The organism is Shewanella sp. NFH-SH190041, assembly GCF_024363255.1.
In the GTDB taxonomy this organism is placed as follows: domain Bacteria; phylum Pseudomonadota; class Gammaproteobacteria; order Enterobacterales; family Shewanellaceae; genus Shewanella.
The window spans coordinates 2,274,337-2,296,669 of sequence record NZ_AP026070.1 but is presented as its reverse complement, the minus strand read 5'-3'; the positions used below and the strand labels follow the sequence as shown (position 1 = coordinate 2,296,669).

Here is a 22,333-nt window from a genome sequence, read left to right as displayed (position 1 = left end):
ATTCAGGCGGCATGGTGACGTTTATTTCCGCCTGTATCAGCTTTGGCTGCTTGCAGTGCCTGTGGGTCAAAATCATCGACATTGATGGCGTTAAGGCGGCCTTTTTCGGCCCGGCGTAGTAACTGCGCTTCCTCCTCATCCAGTACATCCAGTTCCAGCCCAAGATCAGCGATTTTATCCAGCCACATAAAAGGTGGCTTGGTGTCGCTGGCGCGGCAGACTTTGTCATACAGCGGCTCACATTTGAGGATATCCCGCAGAGTTGCTTCTTGCAGGCCGACGGCATTGTTATCGCAAGCGGTGAGGAACTGCCCTTTACCCAGACGTGCTCGTGAGTCACTGGGCTTTTGCAGTAGTTTAGCTACCTTGTGATCGAGTTTGTCGTTGGGACGGCGGACCGGTCTTCCGAGCGGCATAATCAGTCCCCGTAGTAGCAGGCCAAGTTTGGCTGGGAAATTATCCAGCAATTCATCTAATGATGTTTGTAGTTTATATAAGGAATCTTCCACGGCCCATTGCAGTAGAGGCAGATCTTTATGCTGACGGCCTTCATCCTGATAACGCTTAAGTGTTGCGGAAGCCAGATACAGTTGACTGAGCATATCCCCTAACCGAGCTGAGATGCGTTCTCGGCGTTTGAGGTTACCACCGAGAATAGCCATGGCCAGATCACTCAGCAGTGCGAGGTTGGCACTGAAACGGTTCATTTGCTGGTAATAGATACGGGTTTTATCTTGATATGGCGCTTTAGAGAAGCGTGCGCCAGTTAAGCCGAGCCAGAAGCTGCGTAGCAGGTTAGACAAGGTAAAACCAATATGGCCAAACAATGCGGCATCAAAATCAGCCAGCCCCTGATGTTTATCCGGGTTAAATGCTGCTTCCATTTCTGCTAACACATAAGGATGGCAACGTATCGCCCCCTGACCATAGATAATCATTGAGCGGGTAAGAATATTGGCGCCCTCAACGGTAATCGCAATAGGGGCGGCTTGATAACCTCTTCCAAGGTAATTATTCGGGCCAAGACAGATACCTTTGCCGCCATGGATATCCATGGCATCAATCACGCACTTTTGCATCCTATCCGTCAGATGGCATTTGACGATGGCTGAGATCACTGAAGGTTTTTCCCCCAGATCAATCCCTGTTGTCGTGAGAGAGGTTACAGCATCCATGAGATAGGCATTGCCGCCTAGTCTGGCTAGTGGCTCTTCGATTCCTTCGAGCTTGCCGATGGGCAGTTTGAATTGTCGTCGAATGCGTGAGTAAGCTCCGCTAGCTAACGCGAGGGTTTTAATGCCACCGGCTGCATTGGAAGGGAGGGTGATCCCCCGGCCAACCGACAGGCATTCAACCAGCATACGCCAGCCTTGCCCTGCCATCTGCTGACCGCCAATAATAAAACTTAACGGTACGAAGACATCTTTACCTTGGGTTGGGCCATTTTGGAACATACAGTTAAGTGGGAAATGGCGTCGACCGATAGCAATGCCGGGAAGATGGGTTGGGATAAGGGCGCAGGTGATGCCGAGATCCTCGGTATCACCGATAAGATGATCAGGGTCGCGCAGTTTAAAGGCCAATCCCAGTACCGTTGCGATAGGAGCCAATGTGATATAGCGCTTATTCCAAGTCAGTTGCATGCCTAATACTTGTTCGCCTTCCCATTGGCCGTAGCAGACCGTGCCGAGATCCGGAATCGCACCCGCATCACTTCCTGCTTCTGGACTTGTCAGGGCAAAGCAGGGGACTTCTAGCCCTTTTGCCAGCCGGGGCAGATAATAATCACGTTGCTCTGGGGTGCCATAGTGCTGCAGCAGTTCACCTGGTCCTAACGAATTGGGTACGCCGACGGTGGAAGCTAACTCGCTGGACATACCGGCCAGTTTCTGCAATACGCGGGATTGGGCATAGGCGGAGAAGGCTAGGCCGCCATATTTCTTTTTAATGATCATGGCAAAGAAGCCATTGTCTCTTAGATATTGCCAAATTTCTGGTGGCAAATCGGCCAGTTGGTGGGACACTTGATGCTGGTTAAGCATTTTACAGACGGTTTCAACCGGACCATCAAGAAAGGCTTGTTCTTCACTACTCAGGCGTGGGACAGGGTAATTATGCAATTTTTTCCAGTTAGGATTACCGGCAAATAGCTCAGACTCCCACCAGGTCGTGCCTGCTTCTAGGGCTTCTTTTTCCGTGCGGGACATTTCCGGCATAATGCCTTTATAGAGTTTTAACAGTGGTCGGGTGATCACCGTTTGCCGGAATTGGCTGAGATTGAGTGGTAAGGCGATAATGAGGAAGATTAACCAAGCTGTAAATCCGGTGGTACCGGCGCTGGTGCCGATAATCATCATAATTGTGGCAGCGAGGGTGGCACTGAGCAGCGATACCCTGAGGTAGGCAGCTGCGCCTAGTACCACAAGCATCGCAATAATCCAAATGAGGGTGGTCACAGTGATTCTCCTTAATGCTGATGTGTGTCCGGCAGGTGGATACTTAAATGATGGGTTATAGATGTAATGATAAGTGTAGTTTCTGGTCAGACCTGTATGACTGAAACGTTAATCTTTCGCTAAATTTTATACAAGTCTTTTTCAAACAATTGTTTTAATTTTTTCTGATTCCCCGGCCTGATATTGCCGGTTACACTCAGGTATTACGCCGTCATTATCTTAATGTTGTTAAGGTATCTGTCGGTTTTTTATGGATTAAGTCAGCCGGTAGAGATAGTGCTCTGCCGGGATGAAAGGCAGGACAAAAAGAGTATGTGTGAGTTATTGGCGATGAGTGCCAATGTGCCAACGGATATCGTATTTAGCTTTACCGGATTGGCTGAGCGAGGAGGACGCACCGGCCCTCATGTTGATGGCTGGGGGATTACCTTTTATGAAGGACGCGGTTGTCGAACCTTTAAGGATGCCAAACCTAGCAGTGATTCCGAGATTGCTAAGTTGATCAAGGCCTACCCCATTAAGAGTGAAGTGGTCGTCAGTCATATCCGTCAGGCTAATCGTGGTGCTGTGAGTTTGGAAAATACCCATCCGTTTGTGCGGGAACTTTGGGGCAGGTATTGGACTTATGCTCACAATGGCCAGCTTAGTGGTTATCAAGAAAAATTGAATTCAAGCCGTTATCAACCTGTTGGTGACACTGACAGTGAAATGGCATTTTGTTGGATTTTGCAGCAACTCACAGAAAAGTTTGGTGAAGGTCGTCCAGAGACAATGACGCCAGTATTTGAGTATATTGCCAGTTTAGCGGAGCAAATTCGTCAGTTAGGTGTCTTTAATATGTTACTAACAGATGGAGAGTATCTGATGACGTTTTGTAGCAATAATTTATGCTACATCACCCGCCGGGCACCCTTTGGCAAAGCTAAGTTAATTGATACTGATGTCGTGATTGATTTCAATCAGGAAACCACACCCGATGATATCGTTACTGTCATTGCCACCCGGCCACTGACAGATAATGAACAGTGGCATATTTTGCAGCCAGGCAACTGGCGCTTATTTCGCCTCGGAGAGGTGTGTGCTGGCAGCTGAGTTAGCAGAGGGCGTGGTTCTATCTGGCATGTAATGGTAATTGAGCAGTTGGATATCTAACTGCTTATCGCCCTTTTCAAAGTGGGTTAGTCTGACAGGTAAATAGCTTAACTCCGGTGACATCCAAAAAAATGTTTGACGCTTTTTACTGCTACGAACGACCGCTATTTTGACTGTGTTATAACTGCCACTGGGTAGATTAACCCGCTCTTTCCCAACAATTTTAAATTGATAATCATCAATTTCATTACTTTTCACCATCTCATAATCCAGTGGGGTCTTGCCTCGACTGATATCGAGCCGAAATTGCAGTTGCACCATTAAGGGATCATACAGCCCTGGGTGATAGGGGAACGTGCCCTTTTTATCTTTATAACGGGTATAGACATTACCCTGCTGCCGGGCGAAGGCTGTTTGTTCGCGAAAATTGGGGCCAGTACCTTCACGCTCCTGCATATAACGTATAGGTAGTAGAGTATCAGGATGCTGCGGATCCCGGGTAAATTCACTGCGGATATGACGAATGTCGGACAAGACTAACAAGCTCAGGGCACTGTCGAGGTAGTAACTGTATACGCCACTGTCTGACGGCGGCTCAAGCCGATAGCGAGCCTTGCCCAAATCAATATCACCGTAAAATACCTGATACTCGGCTGTTTGCGGCGTAAGAGGTGATTGTGCATGTGCCAGTGGGGAAAAAAAGGATGTTAGCAAGAGTAGTGGGCGATAGAGATTGGGCAAATGTGACTCCTTGTGATGACTAAAAAGGAATATCTAACACTAGCGCCGCGATATCCGGCCGCCATTGATACAGTGTCATATTGACTCTGCCATGATGTACTGTGACCCCTTCCTCTCTTAGTCGGCTTATCTGCTGCTGATATACTGGTGAACCAAAGGGTAAGGAAATTTTGCCTTGGCTGTTTACCACTCGGTGCCAAGGTAGCGTCAACGACTCAGGCGCTAATTTCAATGCTCTAGATACATATCTGGCTCGGCCGGGTAAACCGGCGAGATCCGCGACTTTGCCATAGCTGCAGACATGACCTGTTGGGATCATTGTCACAATTTGCCAGATTTTAGCTGCTTGTGACGAGTTTGTTAAAGAATTAATTGTATTCATCTTTGTTTGCGCACCAAAAATTCGTCATATTAGCGTTTCGATTAACGCTATCGCACCAAAGCCCTTGGATGATGGCGGCTTTTCCGCGATAATGCTCGGGTTTTTGATTTCCGGGGGTTATAAAACATGGCCGTGTTAGATATTTTACGTATTCCTGATGAACGCCTGAAGCGTCAGGCTCAGCCGGTTGAAGATGTTGCTGCGATTCAGGGATTTATTGATGACATGCTGGAAACCATGTACCAGACCAGTGATGGTATCGGTTTGGCTGCCACCCAGGTGGGCAGTACCCACGCTGTGATAGTGATCGATCTGTCTGAAGAGCGCAACTCACCAACTGTGGTGATTAATCCACAAATTGTTGAGCAAGACGGTGAATATGAAGGCGAAGAAGGCTGTTTATCTGTACCTGGCTATTATGCCAAGGTGAAGCGCTACAGCCGGGTTAAAGTTGTATCTCTTGATCGGGAAGGGAATGAGCAGATTTTTGATACTGATGAATTTCTGGCGATTGTCTTGCAGCATGAGATTGACCACCTTAAGGGTAAAATCTTCATTGAACACTTGTCGTCAATGAAGCAGCAGATGGCATTGAAAAAAGTACGCAAGCTCAAGGATTGATAGCCTTTTTTGGGCGGCATTTGGCCGTGGGTTAGCGCCATTGTAAAGCTACACATCTGTATCATTGATTAACCGGGCTTGGCCCGGTTTTTTATTGCATTTTTATACCTTAATCCGGAAAACATACAGATGCCCTAGTGTTTAAAGGTTTTGCCGAAAACCGTCAGATTATATGTGTGGCGGATTGTTTTATCTTGGCAGGTTTGAGTGTGGGCTTAATTGCGGTATAGCAATATCTGCGACTTATTTGCGATTTATCTGCAGAAAGTTAACTGCAATCAGTGTAATGCTGTCAGTGGCATGTAACGTATTACTCTAGCATTTTTGAGGACATATTTTGCCAACGTTTATCTTATTAACCCATGAACGGGAGCTGACTCGGGAAAGCAATAGCGGCAGAATTGCTAAAACGCGACTGGGTCAGCATTGTCAGCAGGTTGTGTGGCAGCGTAAGGCGCCCGATCCAGCATTACTAGCCTTGATTGCGCAGCAGCAAGTTGGCCTGTTATTTCCCGCAGAAAACAGCACAGCGTTACCTGTTGTTGATTTAGCTGAGCTTAATTTGTCAGGAGAGCTTGGTGATGTCTCAAATGGGACTTTACAGCAGGAAAATTTCACGCAACACCTCACGCAACACTTGGCCAAGCCACTTCCTAAGTATTTTATTCTCTTGGATGCAACTTGGCAGGAAGCGGGAAAGATGTACCGACAAAGCCCTTATCTGCAATCATTGCCAAGTTACCGTTTTACCGGAGACTATGTGTCTGGCTTTACACGTCGTCGTAACCAACAGAGTGAAGGCTTATGTACTCTGGAATCAATTGCTGTTTTGTGTGCTTTGAGTGGTGATGTCACCATGGCGGGTCAATTGCTGGTGGATCTGCAATATCATAATCAAAAGGCATTTGATTGTTGATTTTAATGGCACTTAATATTGCTAATGCTGTTTAACGAAGGGTGCGGTAGTTAAAGATTAGTCATGTTATCAACCATTACCTTTAGCTAGATTGCGCTACCCATCGAAAGCAAATTAGCAAAACATTTTGCGGATTATTTATCCGCTTTAAGCTGGTTAAGTGTTGGATAGCGGCTATTTCACGCTATAACCTTCATAAAAAAAGCCGCCTTATGATAGGCGGCTTAGCTTTATGTTCTATTTATCATCAATTAGCTGATGATTAGAAACTGGCGCTGCGTGGTGCACGTGGGAAGGCGATAACATCACGGATGTTGTTTACACCAGTCACGTAAGATACCAGACGCTCGAAGCCCAGACCGAAACCTGAGTGAGGTACGGTGCCATAACGGCGCAGGTCACGGTACCACCAGTAATCTTCTTTGGACAGATTCATTTCTTCCAGACGGGCATCCAGTACATCCAGGCGCTCTTCACGCTGGCTGCCACCGATGATTTCACCAATACCAGGTGCCAATACATCCATTGCGGCAACAGTCTTACCGTCTTCGTTTAGACGCATGTAGAAGGCTTTAATATCTTTAGGATAGTTCTTCACAACCACAGGGGCTTTGAAGTGTTCTTCGGCCAGATAGCGTTCATGTTCAGACTGCAGATCGATACCCCATTCAACTGGGAACTCGAAGGTTTTGCCACAGTTTTGCAGAATTTCAACGGCATCAGTGTAATCCACTTGGGCAAAATCGCTGCTGACGAAGTTTTCCATCCGCTCGATAACGGTTTTATCAACGCGTTGGGCGAAGAATTCCATATCATCACGGCGTTCTTCCAGTACGGCATTGAATGCGTATTTCAGCATTTTTTCAGCCAGTTCAGCAACATCATCCAACTGGGCGAAAGCCACTTCTGGCTCAACCATCCAGAATTCAGCCAGGTGACGGCTGGTATTGGAGTTTTCAGCGCGGAAAGTCGGGCCAAAGGTATAAACCTTAGACAGCGCACAGGCATAGGTTTCAGCGTTTAACTGGCCAGAAACTGTCAGGAAGGCTTCTTTACCGAAAAAGTCTTTGTCATAGTCAACTTTACCGGCTTCAGTGCGTGGCAGGTTTTCCATATCCAGAGTGGATACGCGGAACATCTCACCGGCACCTTCACAGTCAGACGCAGTGATCAGTGGGGTAGATACCCAGATAAATCCCTGCTCGTGATAGAAACGATGGATGGCTTGTGCCAGACAGTTACGTACACGGGCAACAGCACCGATAATATTGGTACGTGGACGCAGGTGAGCCAGTTCACGCAGGTGCTCGATGGAATGGCGCTTAGCGGCCATTGGATAGGTATCTGGATCATCAACCCAACCTGTGACTTTCACGTCGGTAACCTGGAGTTCAAAAGCCTGACCGGCACCAGGTGATTCCACCACTTCACCTGTCATTTCAACGGAGCAGCCGGCAGTCAGCTTGAGCACTTCGTTCTGATAATTTTCCAGGTTATTGGGTACTACACCCTGAATGGCATCAAAACAGGAACCGTCATAGATGGCCAGGAAAGAAATTCCGGCCTTGGAATCACGGCGGGTACGGACCCAACCGCGAACGGTAATTTGCGAACCAACCGCAAAATCACCTTTAAATACAGAAGCGACAGATGCAATGCTCATTGTTGCTCAGTTCTCCAACAAAATGTCTTAGCGTAAAAATTTTGGAGGTTAATATTACCTTGCTGCGGGCTTTTCTCAAGCGCTAAAACCCCGTGTAACCGTAATAATGGCTCCTTATCCGAGGTTTTTTCTCTAAATCTCGGTGTTGGGCTGCAAGTTTGGCAATTTTATCTGAGTATTGGTCTGCTTAATGCACAATGCTGTTTATGGTTTGGTGATAGCGCTAAGGCACGATAGCTGATGATAAAGTGGGCGAGGAAAGGCGTCTAACTGTGTAATAAACGTGTTTAGCTTAATTGCCGACAGAGAGAATCGATAATCGCTGCTGTAGCACCCCAGATAAGTCGGTCTTGCCAAGGAATAAAGCAGATATTGCGTTGGTGTCCCCGCCGGCTGAATGACTGGAATAATCTGTGTTGGGGCTGCAATAGAAAATTAAATGGCACATGCAGACATTGGGCAACTTCCCCAGGTGCTGCTTGGGGCCGAAATGTTGCGGGGATAAGTCCCACTACCGGAGTGATAATAAAGCCTGTCAGTGTATTGATGGCGGGCAGTTGTCCTAGCACATCGACTTGCTGTTTGGGCAGACAGATCTCCTCCCAAGCTTCGCGTAATGCGGTGACGGTTAAGTTGGCATCGGTTTGGTCAAATTTACCACCGGGAAAGCTGATTTGGTTTGGATGTGCGGCCAAATGCGCGGTACGTTGGGTTAATAGCACAGAGAGGCCCGCATCGGTTGGCTGCAGCGCCAGTAATACGCCGGCTTGCCGCTCACGGCCATTGGCCGGGAAACGGTGGGGTTGCTGAATTTGTTGCAGCATAAAGCGGGTTTTGAATTCCTCGGCTTGCATCGCGCCTTAGGCTCCTATTACCAATGGGCTGTTACGTATTAGCGTGTTATCGCATTTATCCGGCAAAGCGCTGTGCACCCTTGCCGGACTTAGCTATGAGCTTTATGTCAGGTATATGATTTGTACGTCAGTACTGAATAACTTTTATCCGCAGTACGGCCATCATTGCTCAAGGGGAATTACAAAGCGCGGCTTATCCCAGCACTGGCAGGATGCGACTGATTTTATCAAAGGTCTCCTGATATTCTGCCTCTGCGGTAGAGTCAGCAACAATACCACCGCCCGCCCAACAAAATAACTGCCCTTGCTCGGCAACTAAGGTGCGGATTGTTATGCTGGTATCCATTTTGCCATCCTGACTGATATAGCCCATAGTACCACAGTACAGGTTGCGCCTTGATGGCTCTAGCTCCTCAATAATTTCCATGGCACGGATTTTCGGTGCGCCGGTGATCGAACCGCCAGGAAATGCGCCGCGAAGTAGATCGGTGGCGTGACAATCAGGTCGCAGGGTAGCGGTGACCGTGCTGACCAAATGGTGCACTGCCGGAAAGCTTTCAATGGCGAATAATTTGGGTACCCGCACACTGCCTGGGGTTGCTACTTTGCCCAGATCATTGCGCAGCAGATCCACAATCATTAAGTTTTCGGCCTGATCTTTTTCTGAATTAGCCAGTCTCTGGGCTGCCTGTTGGTCTAATTGCAGATCACTATAGCGTGGCAAGGTGCCCTTGATGGGCTTGGTTTCAATTTCACCGTCAGCTAAGCGGATAAAGCGCTCAGGTGAAATGGATAAAATACTTTGCTGTGGTAGACGCATAAAAGCGGAGAAAGGGGCTTTATTGCTATTGCGTAATTGACAATAAGCCTGCCACTCATCGCCATGGTACGGGGCGGTAAATCTTTGGGTCAGATTGATTTGATAACAATCGCCACTGTGCAGATAAGCCTGAATCGTATCAAATTTTGCTGTGTATTGCGCTTGGGTCAATTGAGGTTGCCAAGGGCCGTTAAGACGAAAGTCGTTTGATTCGGTTTCTGCCGGAATCTCAGTCGGTTTGTTATTTCTCTTGTGGCTGTCTGTAGCTTGGCTTGTTGAATCCGTCTTAGACAATAGATGCGCAAGTTGTTGCTCTAATTTACACCGTTGGGACTTGAGTGCCTGCTCGCCTCTGGCATGAACCAGTTGCCAAGCATTTTCCTTATTATCAAAGATAAGTGCCCAGTCATAAAATCCCAGATTTAAATCCGGCAGAGTTAAGTCCGCGACCGCTGTGGTGGGCAGGGACTCGATCGCTCGGCCTAAATCATACCCCCAAGCCCCCATGGCACCGCCAGAGAAGGGCAGTGAACTGGTGGTGGGATTGGGATAAAGCTGCTGCATCACTTGCTCGATGGCACAAAAAGGGTCTGCTGGCAGTGTTGCTCGGTGTTTTATTGTCGCTGTAGCGGGATCGTTTGTAGGCTGGCAATAATTCAGTATGTTACACCCATGTTGATGTGTCAGGGTGGCAATTGGTTCGGCGCAAATAATATCAAAACGGGCATCTGGATGATCAGCGTTTGCGCTGTCAAGCAAGATAGACCAAGGGGTTGCAGCAAAACAGTGAAATACAGCTTCGGTGGAAAGAGGCCAGGCTAGACGGCAGCTGGCGGGCGTATAAGACGCCTTTGAATTCATCAGGTAACCCTATTTTAACTTATGATCTAGTGCAAAAATCAGCAACAGAGTATCATATCCGGCAACAATGGAAGAACAATTATAAAAATATTCAATTGGCTTAACGGAGTGCCTTACCATGTCTGAACCTTCCCCTTATCCGGTGATCAAGCAGGCTGATTTTATTGACAGCGTTGCCGATGCACTGCAGTACATCTCTTATTACCACCCAAAAGATTTTATCGAGGCCATGACTGAGGCCTATGACAAAGAGCTTAATCCTGCCGCCAAAGATGCGATGGCGCAGATATTGATAAATTCCCGCTTATCTGCTGAAGGGCGTCGCCCTTTGTGTCAGGACACAGGTATTGTCACCTGTTTTGTCAAATTGGGAATGGATGTTCGTTGGGATACTTCAGCGCTGACGGTGCAGCAGTTAGTGGACGAAGGTGTGCGCCGGGCTTATACCAATGTCGATAATCCACTTCGCGCCTCCATTGTTGCCGACCCAGCTGGTGGCAGAAAAAATACCAAGGACAATACGCCCGCCGTTGTGCATGTGGAAATGGTTCCTGGCGCGCAAATTGACGTGGCGATAGCAGCTAAAGGTGGTGGCTCAGAAAATAAGAGCAAGATGGCTATGCTTAACCCTTCTGATGATATTGCTGCTTGGGTGGAGAAAACCTTGCCGACCATGGGTGCGGGCTGGTGTCCGCCTGGTATGTTAGGGATTGGTATTGGTGGCACAGCTGAAAAAGCGGCAGTGATGGCGAAAGAATCCCTGATGGATCCTATCGATATCCATAAATTAAAGGCTAAAGGTGCCCAAAGTACTGAAGATCAGCTGCGGCTGGATATATTTCAGCGTTGTAATAAGTTGGGCATTGGTGCTCAGGGGTTAGGCGGTCTAACCACTGTATTGGATATTAAAATTAAGTCAGCACCAACCCATGCGGCCTCAAAGCCCGTGGTGATGATCCCCAATTGTGCTGCTACCCGGCATGTGCACTTTCATTTAGATGGTAGCGGGCCGGCTAAGTTGGTGCCGCCATCATTAGAGGATTGGCCGGAAATCACTTGGGAGCTGGGCGATAACGTTAAGCGGGTCAATTTAGATACCGTGAGCCGGGATGAAGTACAAAGCTGGCAAAGTGGTGACACACTGCTGTTGTCAGGCAAGATGCTTACCGGGCGAGATGCTGCCCATAAACGCATTCAGTCCTTGATTGAAAGTGGCGAAGGGCTGCCTGATGGGGTGGATTTTTCCGGTAAGTTTATCTATTACGTTGGGCCGGTTGATCCGGTTGGTGATGAAGTGGTTGGGCCGGCAGGGCCGACTACAGCAACCCGAATGGATAAGTTCACCGATCTGATGCTGGAGCAAACCGGGCTGATGGGCATGATTGGTAAAGCTGAGCGTGGCCCGGCAACGGTTGCTTCTATCAAGCAGCATAAAGCGGTGTACTTGATGGCGGTGGGTGGAGCGGCTTACCTAGTATCGAAGGCCATTAAACAGGCGCGAGTGGTCGCCTTTGATGATTTAGGTATGGAAGCCATTTACGAGTTTGACGTAAAAGATATGCCAGTCACTGTTGCGGTAGACAGCAAGGGGGTTAACGCCCATGAAACTGGCCCTGCGGAGTGGAAAATCAAACTTACCGCAGCTGACTGAGCCTTTCTTAAACTGACTACTTTAAGCCATCTCCAGCGAGATGGCTGTAGTTAAGCTCCATGACTGATTAGCAGATAGCTTGAAAAAGCTGACTCCAATCAATAAGCCTTCCTTAAAGAGAGGGCACTTTTTTGTGATGATGATTTGTTGTGACATGGATTCGGCCTAGGCATGTTTGCTTAGGCCATATAAATATCATGCAAATCAAGACTATGGAAAGACAAATAATAACAATGAAAAAACAGACATTATTGCTGGCCATGGGGCTAGCTGCGACTTCTGCCCAAGCTTCTGAGCCAAAGCCTTTCACTGTGCAGGATCTATTAGCACTTAATAAACAGCATTCCATGGCAGTATCCCACAGTGGGAATACCTTGGTATACGGATTAACGGTGAAACAGGCCGATGGTAGTTCGGAGTCGGAATTATACCGACTGGACCTTTCTCGACCAGATGCGCAGCCTGTACGTTTGACGGGGATTGCCGGTACTGAGCACGCTGTTAGTTTTGCACCGGATGATAGCGCTATCTACTTTCTCGCCGCGCGGCAAGGTTCAACTCAGTTGTACCGCATGCCATTAACTGGCGGTGAAGCATTGCAAATCAGTGATCTGCCACTGGATATTGATGGCTATAAACTGTCAAAAGATGGCCAGCAGGTCGCGTTGCAACTTAGGGTATTTCCTGAATGTGACACCTTGACTTGCTCTGCGGATAAATTTACCCAGCAAGCGGAACAGCCTAACCGTGGTCGGGAATATGACAAGTTGATGGTGCGTCATTGGGACACTTGGCATGATCATGCGCGCAATCATCTGTTTGTTGCACCCATTAATGGCACAAAGTTAGGCAAAGCTGTAGATGTGACGGCAGGACTGGACACTGAAACGCCACCTAAACCATTTTCTGGTATGGAAGAGGTGACGTTTACGCCCGATAGTAAACATCTGGTGTATACCGCGAAAGAGCCGGGGCCGGATCAGGCCTGGATCACTAATTATGATCTGTGGCAAGTGCCCGTGACTGGGGGCAAGGCGGTCAACCTGACAGCGGATAATTTAGCGTGGGATGCCCACGCCACTTTTTCAGCCGATGGCCGATATATGGCTTATCTAGCCATGAAATGCCCAGGGTTTGAAGCCGACAGATTTGGCATTATTTTGCGTGATACTGTGACAGGACAAGAAAAGGAAGTGGCACCACTGTGGGATCGCAGTGCCCATTCGCTCCAGTTTGGCAGCGATAATCGCACCTTATATGTCACGGCGCAGGATGTGGGTCAGGTCAGCATTTTTGCCATTAATACCCAGTTTGGTGATGTAAAACCCATCTATAACGATGGTAGTAATAGCGTCATTGCGGTAACAGATGACAATATTCTGTTCAGCCATAAATCGTTAGTCGAGCCAGGTGATGTATATGCCATTGATAAAGATGGCCATAACCTAAAACGTTTGACCAATACCAACAAAGAAAAGCTAGCTGCCATTAAGTTCGGTGAATTTGAGCAATTCAGCTTTAAAGGCTGGAATAACGAGACTGTCTATGGCTACTGGCTTAAGCCTGCGAACTTTGAAGCGGGTAAAAAATATCCTTTGGCTTATTTAGTTCATGGCGGGCCTCAGGGATCATTTGGTAATGGTTTTAGCCATCGCTGGAACCCACAATTGTGGGCCGGTGCCGGTTATGGTGTGGTGATGGTGGATTTCCATGGCTCGACCGGTTACGGCCAAGCATTTACCGATTCGATTACTCAGGACTGGGGCGGTAAACCACTGGAAGATCTGCAAAAAGGGCTAGCGGCTATCGGTGAGCAGCAAAAATGGATAGATGTGAATAATGCCTGTGCCTTAGGCGGCTCCTATGGCGGCTATATGATGAACTGGATCCAGGGCAATTGGCCCGATGGCTTTAAGTGTCTGGTTAATCATGCCGGTCTGTTTGATATGCGTTCTATGTATTATGTAACGGAAGAGCTGTGGTTCCCCGAGTTTGAATTTGGTGGCCAGTATAAAGACAACAAAGCGCTTTATGAAAAATTCAATCCGGTTAATTACGTGGAAAATTGGCAGACGCCTATGTTGGTGATCCATGGAGAGAAAGACTTCCGGGTACCTTATGGGCAGGGATTAGCCGCTTTTACCTATATGCAGCGCAATAATATCCCCAGTAAGTTATTGATGTATCCGATGGAAAATCACTGGATCTTAACCGGTGATAACTTAGAGCAGTGGTATGCCAATGTTCTGGGTTGGCTGGAACGCTGGACAGGGCTAGCGGCTAAATAGCTGATGATACACAAGGCGGCATTTGCCGCCTTTGTTATTCTCGCCTTGGGAAAATCCCGCTTCAACTGACTCGTTGACGTTATTTGTTTGGTTAATGGCTTTGGGGATCAAATTAAGTTTAAGGTTATGACTAGGTCTGAGTGCGAACGATTAAGAGGTCATACTCCGCGAAAAATATCAGTTTTAACTTAAAAATCAGTCGTTTTTTGCAGCTGTGGCAAAGTTATTTTCCACCTTACTGTTACACTGAATAAGCAGTATGTGCTGATTACTTATCGTGTTAAGGAGCGCAATGATGCAGCTTTGTGGAACAGCGATTAATTTACGCCTGCTGGAGCAGCAGGACCTGCCAGCATTTGCCCAATATCGAAATCGGGAAGAGATTGCCCGTTATCACCATTGGGATGGTTATACCCTTGACGATGCTAATGAACTTTTCCGTACCATGGGGCTAAGGGCCTTTGGCGCGCCGGGGCATTGGTTTCAATTAGCCATTATTGTCCGAGATACGGGGGCATTGGCGGGTGATTTGGCACTGCATTTTTTGGATGCACAGCAAACTGAGATTGGTTTTACCTTAGCGCCTGGCTGGCAGGGGCGGGGATTGGCTCAAGAAGCACTCCAATTAATGCTGGCGTATTTATTTGATGAACTGAAACAGCACAGAGTGATTTCGATTACCGATTGTCGCAATAGTAATGCGGTTCGATTATTGGAGCGGTTGCATTTTCGTCGCGAAGCGCATTTAGTGGAAAATATTTTGTTTAAAGGCGACTGGTGCAGTGAATATCAGTATGCCATGTTGGCCCGTGAGTGGCGTGAGCAGCGCCCAACAGTATGAAATGAAATACGATAGGAGCTCGCTTTAAGTCAACAAATAGCTTGGTTCATGCTGTGAGGGATCGCAGCAAAAAAAGCCATAGAAACAAGTTGCTGGTGGCAAGTTACAGGGAAAACACGAGCGGTGTTCCTCATTTAATGATGAAATGGATATCAGTTTCAATTCTGAAACTTATTTGTGCATAAGTAACGAAACTGACTTTACCATGATACATATACCTATCTGTTGGTTGTTTTTGTTATTTAATTTCGAGCAATAAAAAAATCCGGGGATAGCCCCGGATTTTTAGTGGTGATTATGTCTTAAACATTAAGCAACAATCAGTACCTTACAGGTATTGGTTCCACCAACGGTTTCCATTGCATCACCTTTGGTCATCAGCACCAAATCACCGGATTGCAGGTATCCCGCTTCTTTAAGCATCTTCATGGCATTGCTGGCAACTTTTTCAGCGGCATGTACTGTGCTGTCAAAGAAGATAGGCTGTACACCGCGGTACAGCGCCATTTTTGCTAGCGTTGTTTCATGACGAGACAAGCCCAGAATTGGCAGTGCAGAAGTGATACGGGACATCAGCTGTGGGGTCGCACCAGATTCAGTCAATGCAATAATGGCTTTTACCCCATTTAGATGGTTTGCCGCATACATGGTAGACAGGGCAATGGTCTCTTCAATAGAGGTAAAGTGTTCATCCAAACGGTGCTTAGAGACTCTGGCACTTGGATGAGCTTCTGCGCCGAGGCACACATTCGCCATGGCTTTGACGGTTTCTTCTGGGAAGTCGCCGGCAGCTGTTTCGGCTGACAACATAACCGCATCAGTACCATCCAAGACGGCGTTGGCGACATCCATCACTTCTGCCCGAGTAGGCATAGGGCTGGAAATCATCGACTCCATCATCTGGGTAGCAGTAATGACCACTTTATTTAGCTGACGAGAACGGGCGATCAGTTTCTTCTGAACAGCAACCAGTGCGGCATCACCAATTTCTACACCGAGATCACCACGAGCCACCATCACCGCATCTGATGCCAGAATCACATCATCCATCGCTTCATCAGTGGCAACCGCTTCTGCGCGCTCTACTTTAGCGACGATCAATGCATTGCTGCCAGCTTTGCGAGCGAGGTCACGGGCATAATTGAGATCGGCACCGCTGCGAGGGAAAGAAACGGCTAAGTAATCAACCTTGATATTGGCCGCAGTAATAATGTCAGCTTTATCTTTGTCAGTCAGTGCAGCAGCGGATAAACCACCACCTTGCTTGTTGATCCCTTTGTTGTTGGACAGCGGGCCGGCCACAACGACAGAGGTGACCACTTTGCGGCCTTCGACTTTTTCAACTTTCAGTTGCACACGGCCATCATCCAACATCAGGATATCGCCGACAGTGACGTCATCAGGCAGTGCCTTATAGTCAATACCCACTGCCTGTTGGTTACCTTCACCTTTCGCCATATCAGCATCAAGGGTAAAAGTATCACCGAGAGAGAGTTGGATTTTTTGATTGTCTTTGAAAGTAGAGATGCGGATTTTGGGGCCTTGCAGATCGCCGAGGATGGCGACATGGGTACCGAGCTCTTTGGCTAACTCACGAACTTTGGTCGCGCGGGCGAGATGATCCTCTGGTGAGCCGTGGGAGAAGTTCAAACGTACAACATTGGCACCTGCAGCGATGATTTTACGCAGGTTATCGTCACGATCAGTGGCGGGGCCGAGTGTGGTCACGATTTTGGTTCTGCGGAACATATGACACTCCGTTAATTTAACTAATCTGCAGTTATACTATCAGCTTAATCCTATTTTTGTAGGAAAATTACGAACAAAATGACACAGCTCAAGCTTTTTATTTTTTGTGATAACTCAACCTATTTAAGATGCAAAAACGGCAGATGCAAGCACATCTGCCGTTTCTAATGTGGAATTAATGTCGGCCTATCACACGTGGCTGGTGTCGACTGTGATCCGTGACTCTTTCAGCACTTCTTTTACCCGTTTTAGGCTATCACGGAAGCGTGGTCCCCGGCGCAGGGTGAAACCTGTGGCCAATACGTCAATGATCACCAATTGTGCTAAACGTGATGCCATTGGTAGATACATATCGGTATCTTCAGGGACCTCCATGGTCACCGGCAGGGTACATTCCGCTGATAACGGTGAGTTCCTAGCGGTAATGCCGATCACTGCTGCGCCATTTTCCCGCGCTAACCGAGCAATATCGATCAACGACTTGGTGCGGCCTGTGTGGGAGATGAGAACCACGACATCGCCTTCGTTGCTGTTGATGCAGCTCATGCGTTGCATTAACACATCATCAAAACAGATGACCGGCACATTAAATCGGAAAAATTTATTCTGGGCATCGTGGGCCACCGAGGCTGAAGCACCAAGACCAAAGAAAGAAATTTTCTTGGCTTGAGTCAGCACATCTACCGCCTTGTTGATAGCCGTGGTGTCGAGGCTTTGCCGCGCAGTATCCAATGATGCCATGGACGATTCAAAAATCTTGGTAGTGTAAGATTCTGGCGAGTCGTCTTCTTCCACGTGCCGGCTAACGTATGGCGTGCCGTTTGCGAGACTTTGTGCTAAATGCAGTTTAAAATCAGGAAAGCCTTTAGTATCGAGGCGGCGGCAGAAACGGTTAACGGTTGGCTCGCTAACATCGGCCATCTTGGCCAGGGTGGCAATACTGGAATGAATGGCGGTTTGAGGAGATGCCAGGATGACTTCCGCCACTTTACGTTCAGACTTGCTGAAATGAGTGAGGCTTTTCTGAACCTTTTCTAGGGTATTCATACGCGTACGTCCGCTAAATTTCGATTGTGTAATTTTATTTTTTAATCAACGGTGTTAGATGTACAGAAAAACGTCTTTTCTATCAAGCACCGCAACTGACATTCGGCAGAAATGTCATACCATGAAAGATATCACTGCTGACAGTAATTTAAGCACAAAAAGCATATCAGAACTCGTTATAAACTGACTAGTTTGACCTTGGTCGCGCAGGTGTAAATTCTGAGTGCAATTACCAATATCTGTTGTTATATTACGACAAAACGGTGGGTTTTTAGCAAGATAGCCCAGTGATAAAAAAGGAGAGCTTGAAGCCATGAGCATTACAACCTCAGCCGCCAAAGCCTGTGATTTTGTTCTCTTTGGTACCAAAGGTGACCTAGCTCGTCGGAAGCTGCTGCCATCCCTGTACCAATTGGATAAAGCGCAGCTGCTGCATGAAGAGACCCAAATTGTCGGGGTCGCCAAAGATAGTTTTTCCCGGGATGAATTTATAGTATTAGTGCGTAAGGCACTGGATACTTTCGTTAAAGAAGAGCTTTGCGAAGACACAGTTACCCGTTTCCTCTCCCGCTGCCACTATGTTGGCACTAACTTTACCGAATCTGCCGGTTATGCAGCCTTCAACGAGCTGCTCAATCCTTCCCATGTTATGGTGAATTATTTCGCCACGCCGCCCGCCATTTTTGGTGATATCTGCCGCTGTTTACACGAACAGGATTTAATCAAGCCCGATACCCGGGTGGTGCTGGAAAAACCGATTGGTTCTGATCTGGCATCATCCAAGGTGATTAATGATCAGGTATCAGCGTATTTCCAGGAATCTCAGGTTTACCGTATTGACCATTATCTGGGTAAAGAAACGGTACAGAACCTGATTGCCCTGCGTTTTGCTAACTCATTGTTCGCCTCTAAGTGGGATAACCGCACCATTGACCATGTGCAGATCACTGTTGCTGAAGAAGTAGGGATTGAAGGGCGCTGGGGCTACTTTGATAAAGCCGGTCAGATGCGCGATATGATCCAAAACCACCTATTGCAGGTGTTGACCTTAGTGGCGATGGATCCTCCGGTGAATTTGAATGCTGACAGCATTCGTGATGAAAAAGTGAAAGTACTCAAATCACTGCGTCCAATTAATATGGACAATGTGTATGAGAACACAGTTCGTGGCCAATACTCATCCGGTTTCCTTAAAGGCAGCCCTGTACCGGGTTATTTGGAAGAGGAGGGGGCTAATCAAGACTCTTCCGCCGAAACCTTTGTCGCTTTGCGGGTGGATATCGATAACTGGCGTTGGGCCGGTGTGCCATTTTATCTGCGCAGCGGTAAACGTATGCCGTTTAAAAGTTCAGAAATTGTGGTGTACTTCAAAAACCCACCCCATAACCTGTATCGCTCAAGCTACCGTAATCTGCCACCCAATAAGCTGACTATCCGTCTGCAGCCCCATGAAGGGGTGGAAATCCAGATGATGAATAAGGTACCAGGTCTGGAGCAGACTACCCGCCTGCAAACCACCAAGCTGGATTTGAGTTTCTCCGATACCTTTAAAAATGAACGTATCGCCGATGCCTATGAGCGGCTGTTATTAGAAGCCATGTTGGGCAACCAAGCTTTGTTTGTTCGCCGAGATGAAGTGGAACAGGCATGGACTTGGGTCGACGGTATTATTTCCGCATGGGAAATGTCGAACGAAAAACCTAAATCTTATCCTGCTGGCACCTGGGGCCCTGTGGCTTCTGTTGCGCTGATCACCAAAGATGGCCGGTCTTGGGACGAATAAGGAGACAGGTATGATTAAGGAAACGGTATTTAAATCATTTGATACTACTGCAGCATTAGAGCAGCAGTTGGCGGAGCGGATCGCGCAGCAACTGCAGCAAGCGGTTGATAGCCGAGGAGAGGCGTCATTAGTGGTATCTGGTGGCTCTACGCCGCTGAAGCTGTTTCGGGCACTCAGTGATATCGCCATTGACTGGCGTGATGTGTATATCACGCTGGCAGATGAGCGCTGGGTGGAGCCTTATGATAAGGACTCCAATGAATCCTTAGTTCGGGCTAATTTGCTGCAAGGGCATGCGGCGTGTGCCAAATTCCGTGGGTTGAAAAACATGTTTGCCACCCCCGAGGCAGGATTACAAATGGCTTGTGAATCATTAGCCAATCTGCCAAGGCCTTTTGATGTGGTGGTATTAGGCATGGGCAATGATGGCCATACTTGCTCTTGGTTTCCCTGCGCCCCTGCCGATGAACTTAATCATGCCTTAAACAGTGATGCACTGCTGGCCGCAGTGCAGCCACAAAGCGCTCCTCATGCGCGGATCACCTTAACCCGCAACGCCATATTGGGCAGTCGTCAGATCTATTTGCATCTGGTTGGGGAGCAAAAATTAGCGGTATATCGTCAGGCTCTGGCTGATGACGATATCTATGCCATGCCGATAAGAGCGGTATTGGCACAACACAAGACTCCGGTAGATGTCTACTGGAGTGCTTAAGGAGGCAAAATGCACTCAGTCGTACAGGCTGTCACAGACAGAATTATCGCCCGCAGTAAGACCAGCCGGGCAAAATATCTGGCGGCGCTGAATGACGCCAAAACCCGGGGTGTTCATCGTAGTTCGCTGAGCTGTGGTAATCTGGCTCATGGTTTTGCCGCTTGTAATCAGGCAGACAAGACAACGCTGCGTCAGCTTAATAAGGCGAACATCGGCATTATTACCGCCTATAACGATATGCTGTCAGCCCATGAACCTTATGGCAGTTATCCTGACATTATTAAAGCGGCTTGCCATGAAATTGGCAGTGTTGCTCAGGTTGCCGGTGGTGTGCCAGCCATGTGTGACGGTGTCACTCAAGGCCAGCCGGGGATGGAGTTAAGCCTGCTCAGCCGTGAAGTGATCGCTATGGCCACCGCAGTGGGCTTGTCTCACAATATGTTTGACGGTGCGCTTCTGCTGGGGATATGTGACAAAATCGTGCCGGGTTTGCTGATCGGCGCATTAAGTTTTGGCCACCTACCTATGATGTTTGTGCCTGCAGGGCCAATGAAGTCCGGCATTCCAAATAAAGAAAAAGCCAAAATTCGTCAACAATTTGCCCAAGGTAAGTTGGATCGCAGTGCGCTGTTGGAAGCGGAATCACAAAGTTATCACAGTGCGGGTACCTGCACTTTTTACGGGACAGCAAACTCTAACCAGCTGATGCTGGAAGTCATGGGGCTGCAGTTGCCTGGCTCATCCTTTGTTAATCCAGATGATCCGCTGCGTAATGCCTTGACGCAAATGGCTGCTAAACAGGTATGTCGTTTGACTGAGCACAGTGGCCAATACACACCTATTGGTGAAATTGTCAGTGAAAAATCCGTAGTAAACGGCATTGTTGCGCTGCTGGCTACCGGTGGCTCCACTAACCTGACGATGCACATTGTGGCTGCAGCTCGTGCGGCCGGAATTTTAGTTAACTGGGATGACTTCTCTGAATTATCAGATGCAGTGCCATTATTGGCGCGGGTGTATCCCAATGGTCATGCCGATATCAACCATTTCCACGCAGCCGGTGGTATGGCATTTTTGATCCGCGAGCTGCTGGATGCCGGACTGTTGCATGAAGATGTCAGCACTGTGGCCGGGTTTGGCTTATCGCGCTATACCAAAGAGCCACGATTGATCGATGGCGAGCTGATTTGGGTGGATGGGCCTAAGGAAAGTTTGGATAAAGACGTGCTGACTGGCTGTGCTACGCCGTTTCAGGCTAATGGCGGCCTGAAATTGTTACAGGGAAACCTGGGCCGCGCTGTGATCAAAGCATCTGCGGTGGCACCTGAGCATCGCGTGATCGAAGCACAAGCTGTGGTGATTGACGATCAGAATAAACTCGACGCGTTATTTAAAGCCGGTGAGCTGGATAAAGACTGTGTCGTGGTAGTGAAAGGTCAAGGACCAAAAGCTAATGGTATGCCAGAGCTACATAAACTGATCCCACTGTTGGGTACCCAACAGGATAAAGGATTTAAAGTGGCGCTGTTGACCGATGGCCGGATGTCCGGAGCCTCTGGCAAAGTGCCTGCGGCGATTCATTTGACACCAGAAGCGATTGATGGCGGATTGATTGCCAAAATTCAAGATGGCGATCTGATCAGAGTCAATGCTGACAGCGGTGAAATCTGCCTGTTGGTGGATGATGCGATATTGGCCGAGCGAGTAGCGGAAAAAATTGACCTGCACCCAGTCAGCTATGGCATGGGACGGGAACTGTTTGCTGTGATGCGTGCCCATTTGAGCAGCCCGGAAACCGGCGCCCGCTGCACCACGGCAATTGATGAACACTATTGATCTGAAGGAAGTAGACA

General features: G+C 48.1%; 17 protein-coding genes. 9 read left to right on the top strand and 8 right to left on the bottom strand.

Annotation, left to right across the window (positions count from 1 at the left end; genetic code table 11):
- Positions 1 to 2: 2 nt before the first annotated feature.
- Entirely contained in the window at positions 3 to 2,456 is a 2,454-nt protein-coding gene (fadE, locus tag NFHSH190041_RS10100) for an acyl-CoA dehydrogenase FadE (protein WP_261921744.1), read from the bottom strand.
- Positions 2,457 to 2,768: 312 nt separating this feature from the next.
- Between fadE and NFHSH190041_RS10095 the strand changes: the two genes are divergently transcribed.
- Positions 2,769 to 3,548, top strand: coding sequence for a class II glutamine amidotransferase (locus NFHSH190041_RS10095; RefSeq protein ID WP_261921743.1), 780 nt, complete (start codon positions 2,769 to 2,771; stop codon positions 3,546 to 3,548).
- Here the strand turns inward: NFHSH190041_RS10095 and NFHSH190041_RS10090 are convergent.
- Together NFHSH190041_RS10090 and NFHSH190041_RS10085 are read right to left on the bottom strand one after the other, a co-directional pair.
- A complete protein-coding gene (locus NFHSH190041_RS10090) occupies positions 3,513 to 4,289 on the bottom strand; it encodes a DUF3108 domain-containing protein (RefSeq protein ID WP_261921742.1) in 777 nt (258 codons plus the stop codon). The two genes, NFHSH190041_RS10095 and NFHSH190041_RS10090, sit on opposite strands and share 36 nt — an antisense overlap.
- A 19-nt stretch (positions 4,290 to 4,308) precedes the next feature.
- Complete coding sequence (locus NFHSH190041_RS10085; RefSeq protein WP_261921741.1) at positions 4,309 to 4,671, bottom strand: MGMT family protein; 363 nt, start codon at positions 4,669 to 4,671, stop codon at positions 4,309 to 4,311.
- 126 nt (positions 4,672 to 4,797) lie between these two features.
- Between NFHSH190041_RS10085 and def the strand changes: the two genes are divergently transcribed.
- Together def and NFHSH190041_RS10075 are read left to right on the top strand one after the other, a co-directional pair.
- On the top strand, positions 4,798 to 5,292 hold the full coding sequence (gene def / locus NFHSH190041_RS10080; RefSeq protein ID WP_261921740.1) for a peptide deformylase: 495 nt from the start codon (positions 4,798 to 4,800) through the stop codon (positions 5,290 to 5,292).
- Between the two features lie 337 nt (positions 5,293 to 5,629).
- On the top strand, positions 5,630 to 6,208 hold the full coding sequence (locus NFHSH190041_RS10075) for a DTW domain-containing protein (RefSeq protein WP_261921739.1): 579 nt from the start codon (positions 5,630 to 5,632) through the stop codon (positions 6,206 to 6,208).
- A 262-nt stretch (positions 6,209 to 6,470) separates the two neighbouring features.
- Here the strand turns inward: NFHSH190041_RS10075 and asnS are convergent, their stop codons facing one another.
- From asnS to pabB, 3 genes are all read right to left on the bottom strand, one after another.
- Positions 6,471 to 7,871, bottom strand: coding sequence for an asparagine--tRNA ligase (gene asnS / locus NFHSH190041_RS10070; RefSeq protein WP_261921738.1), 1,401 nt, complete (start codon positions 7,869 to 7,871; stop codon positions 6,471 to 6,473).
- 287 nt (positions 7,872 to 8,158) lie between these two features.
- The gene (locus NFHSH190041_RS10065; protein WP_261921737.1) at positions 8,159 to 8,725 is read right to left on the bottom strand and encodes a CoA pyrophosphatase; all 567 of its coding nucleotides are present in this window, start codon (positions 8,723 to 8,725) and stop codon (positions 8,159 to 8,161) included.
- A 193-nt stretch (positions 8,726 to 8,918) separates the two neighbouring features.
- Positions 8,919 to 10,406 (bottom strand): aminodeoxychorismate synthase component I, encoded by a 1,488-nt coding sequence (gene pabB / locus NFHSH190041_RS10060; protein WP_261921736.1) that lies wholly within the window; start codon positions 10,404 to 10,406, stop codon positions 8,919 to 8,921.
- A gap of 118 nt (positions 10,407 to 10,524) precedes the next feature.
- Here pabB and NFHSH190041_RS10055 point away from each other — a divergent pair, with 118 nt between their 5' ends.
- The 3 genes from NFHSH190041_RS10055 (at position 10,525) to NFHSH190041_RS10045 (ending at position 15,186) form a co-directional block, all read left to right on the top strand.
- A complete protein-coding gene (locus NFHSH190041_RS10055) occupies positions 10,525 to 12,057 on the top strand; it encodes a fumarate hydratase (RefSeq protein ID WP_261921735.1) in 1,533 nt (510 codons plus the stop codon).
- Positions 12,058 to 12,290: 233 nt separating this feature from the next.
- Positions 12,291 to 14,345, top strand: a complete 2,055-nt coding sequence (locus NFHSH190041_RS10050; protein WP_261921734.1) for an alpha/beta hydrolase family protein — start codon at positions 12,291 to 12,293, stop codon at positions 14,343 to 14,345.
- A 292-nt stretch (positions 14,346 to 14,637) separates the two neighbouring features.
- Positions 14,638 to 15,186 carry a GNAT family N-acetyltransferase gene (locus NFHSH190041_RS10045; RefSeq protein ID WP_261921733.1) on the top strand — a complete coding sequence of 183 codons (549 nt, stop codon included), beginning with the start codon at positions 14,638 to 14,640 and terminating at the stop codon, positions 15,184 to 15,186.
- Between the two features lie 309 nt (positions 15,187 to 15,495).
- On the opposite strand, the gene pyk is transcribed toward NFHSH190041_RS10045, so the two are convergent.
- Both pyk and NFHSH190041_RS10035 read right to left on the bottom strand, forming a co-directional pair.
- Positions 15,496 to 16,935 carry a pyruvate kinase gene (pyk, locus tag NFHSH190041_RS10040; protein ID WP_261921732.1) on the bottom strand — a complete coding sequence of 480 codons (1,440 nt, stop codon included), beginning with the start codon at positions 16,933 to 16,935 and terminating at the stop codon, positions 15,496 to 15,498.
- A gap of 189 nt (positions 16,936 to 17,124) precedes the next feature.
- Positions 17,125 to 17,982, bottom strand: a complete 858-nt coding sequence (locus NFHSH190041_RS10035) for a MurR/RpiR family transcriptional regulator (RefSeq protein WP_261921731.1) — start codon at positions 17,980 to 17,982, stop codon at positions 17,125 to 17,127.
- Positions 17,983 to 18,295: 313 nt separating this feature from the next.
- Here NFHSH190041_RS10035 and zwf point away from each other — a divergent pair, with 313 nt between their 5' ends.
- Genes zwf through edd form a run of 3 tightly spaced genes read left to right on the top strand, consistent with a single transcriptional unit; the run spans position 18,296 to position 22,316 of the window.
- Entirely contained in the window at positions 18,296 to 19,765 is a 1,470-nt protein-coding gene (zwf, locus tag NFHSH190041_RS10030) for a glucose-6-phosphate dehydrogenase (protein ID WP_261921730.1), read from the top strand.
- Between the two features lie 10 nt (positions 19,766 to 19,775).
- A complete protein-coding gene (gene pgl / locus NFHSH190041_RS10025) occupies positions 19,776 to 20,480 on the top strand; it encodes a 6-phosphogluconolactonase (RefSeq protein WP_261921729.1) in 705 nt (234 codons plus the stop codon).
- Between the two features lie 9 nt (positions 20,481 to 20,489).
- Positions 20,490 to 22,316 (top strand): phosphogluconate dehydratase, encoded by a 1,827-nt coding sequence (gene edd / locus NFHSH190041_RS10020; protein ID WP_261921728.1) that lies wholly within the window; start codon positions 20,490 to 20,492, stop codon positions 22,314 to 22,316.
- The last annotated feature ends 17 nt before the right edge of the window (positions 22,317 to 22,333 follow it).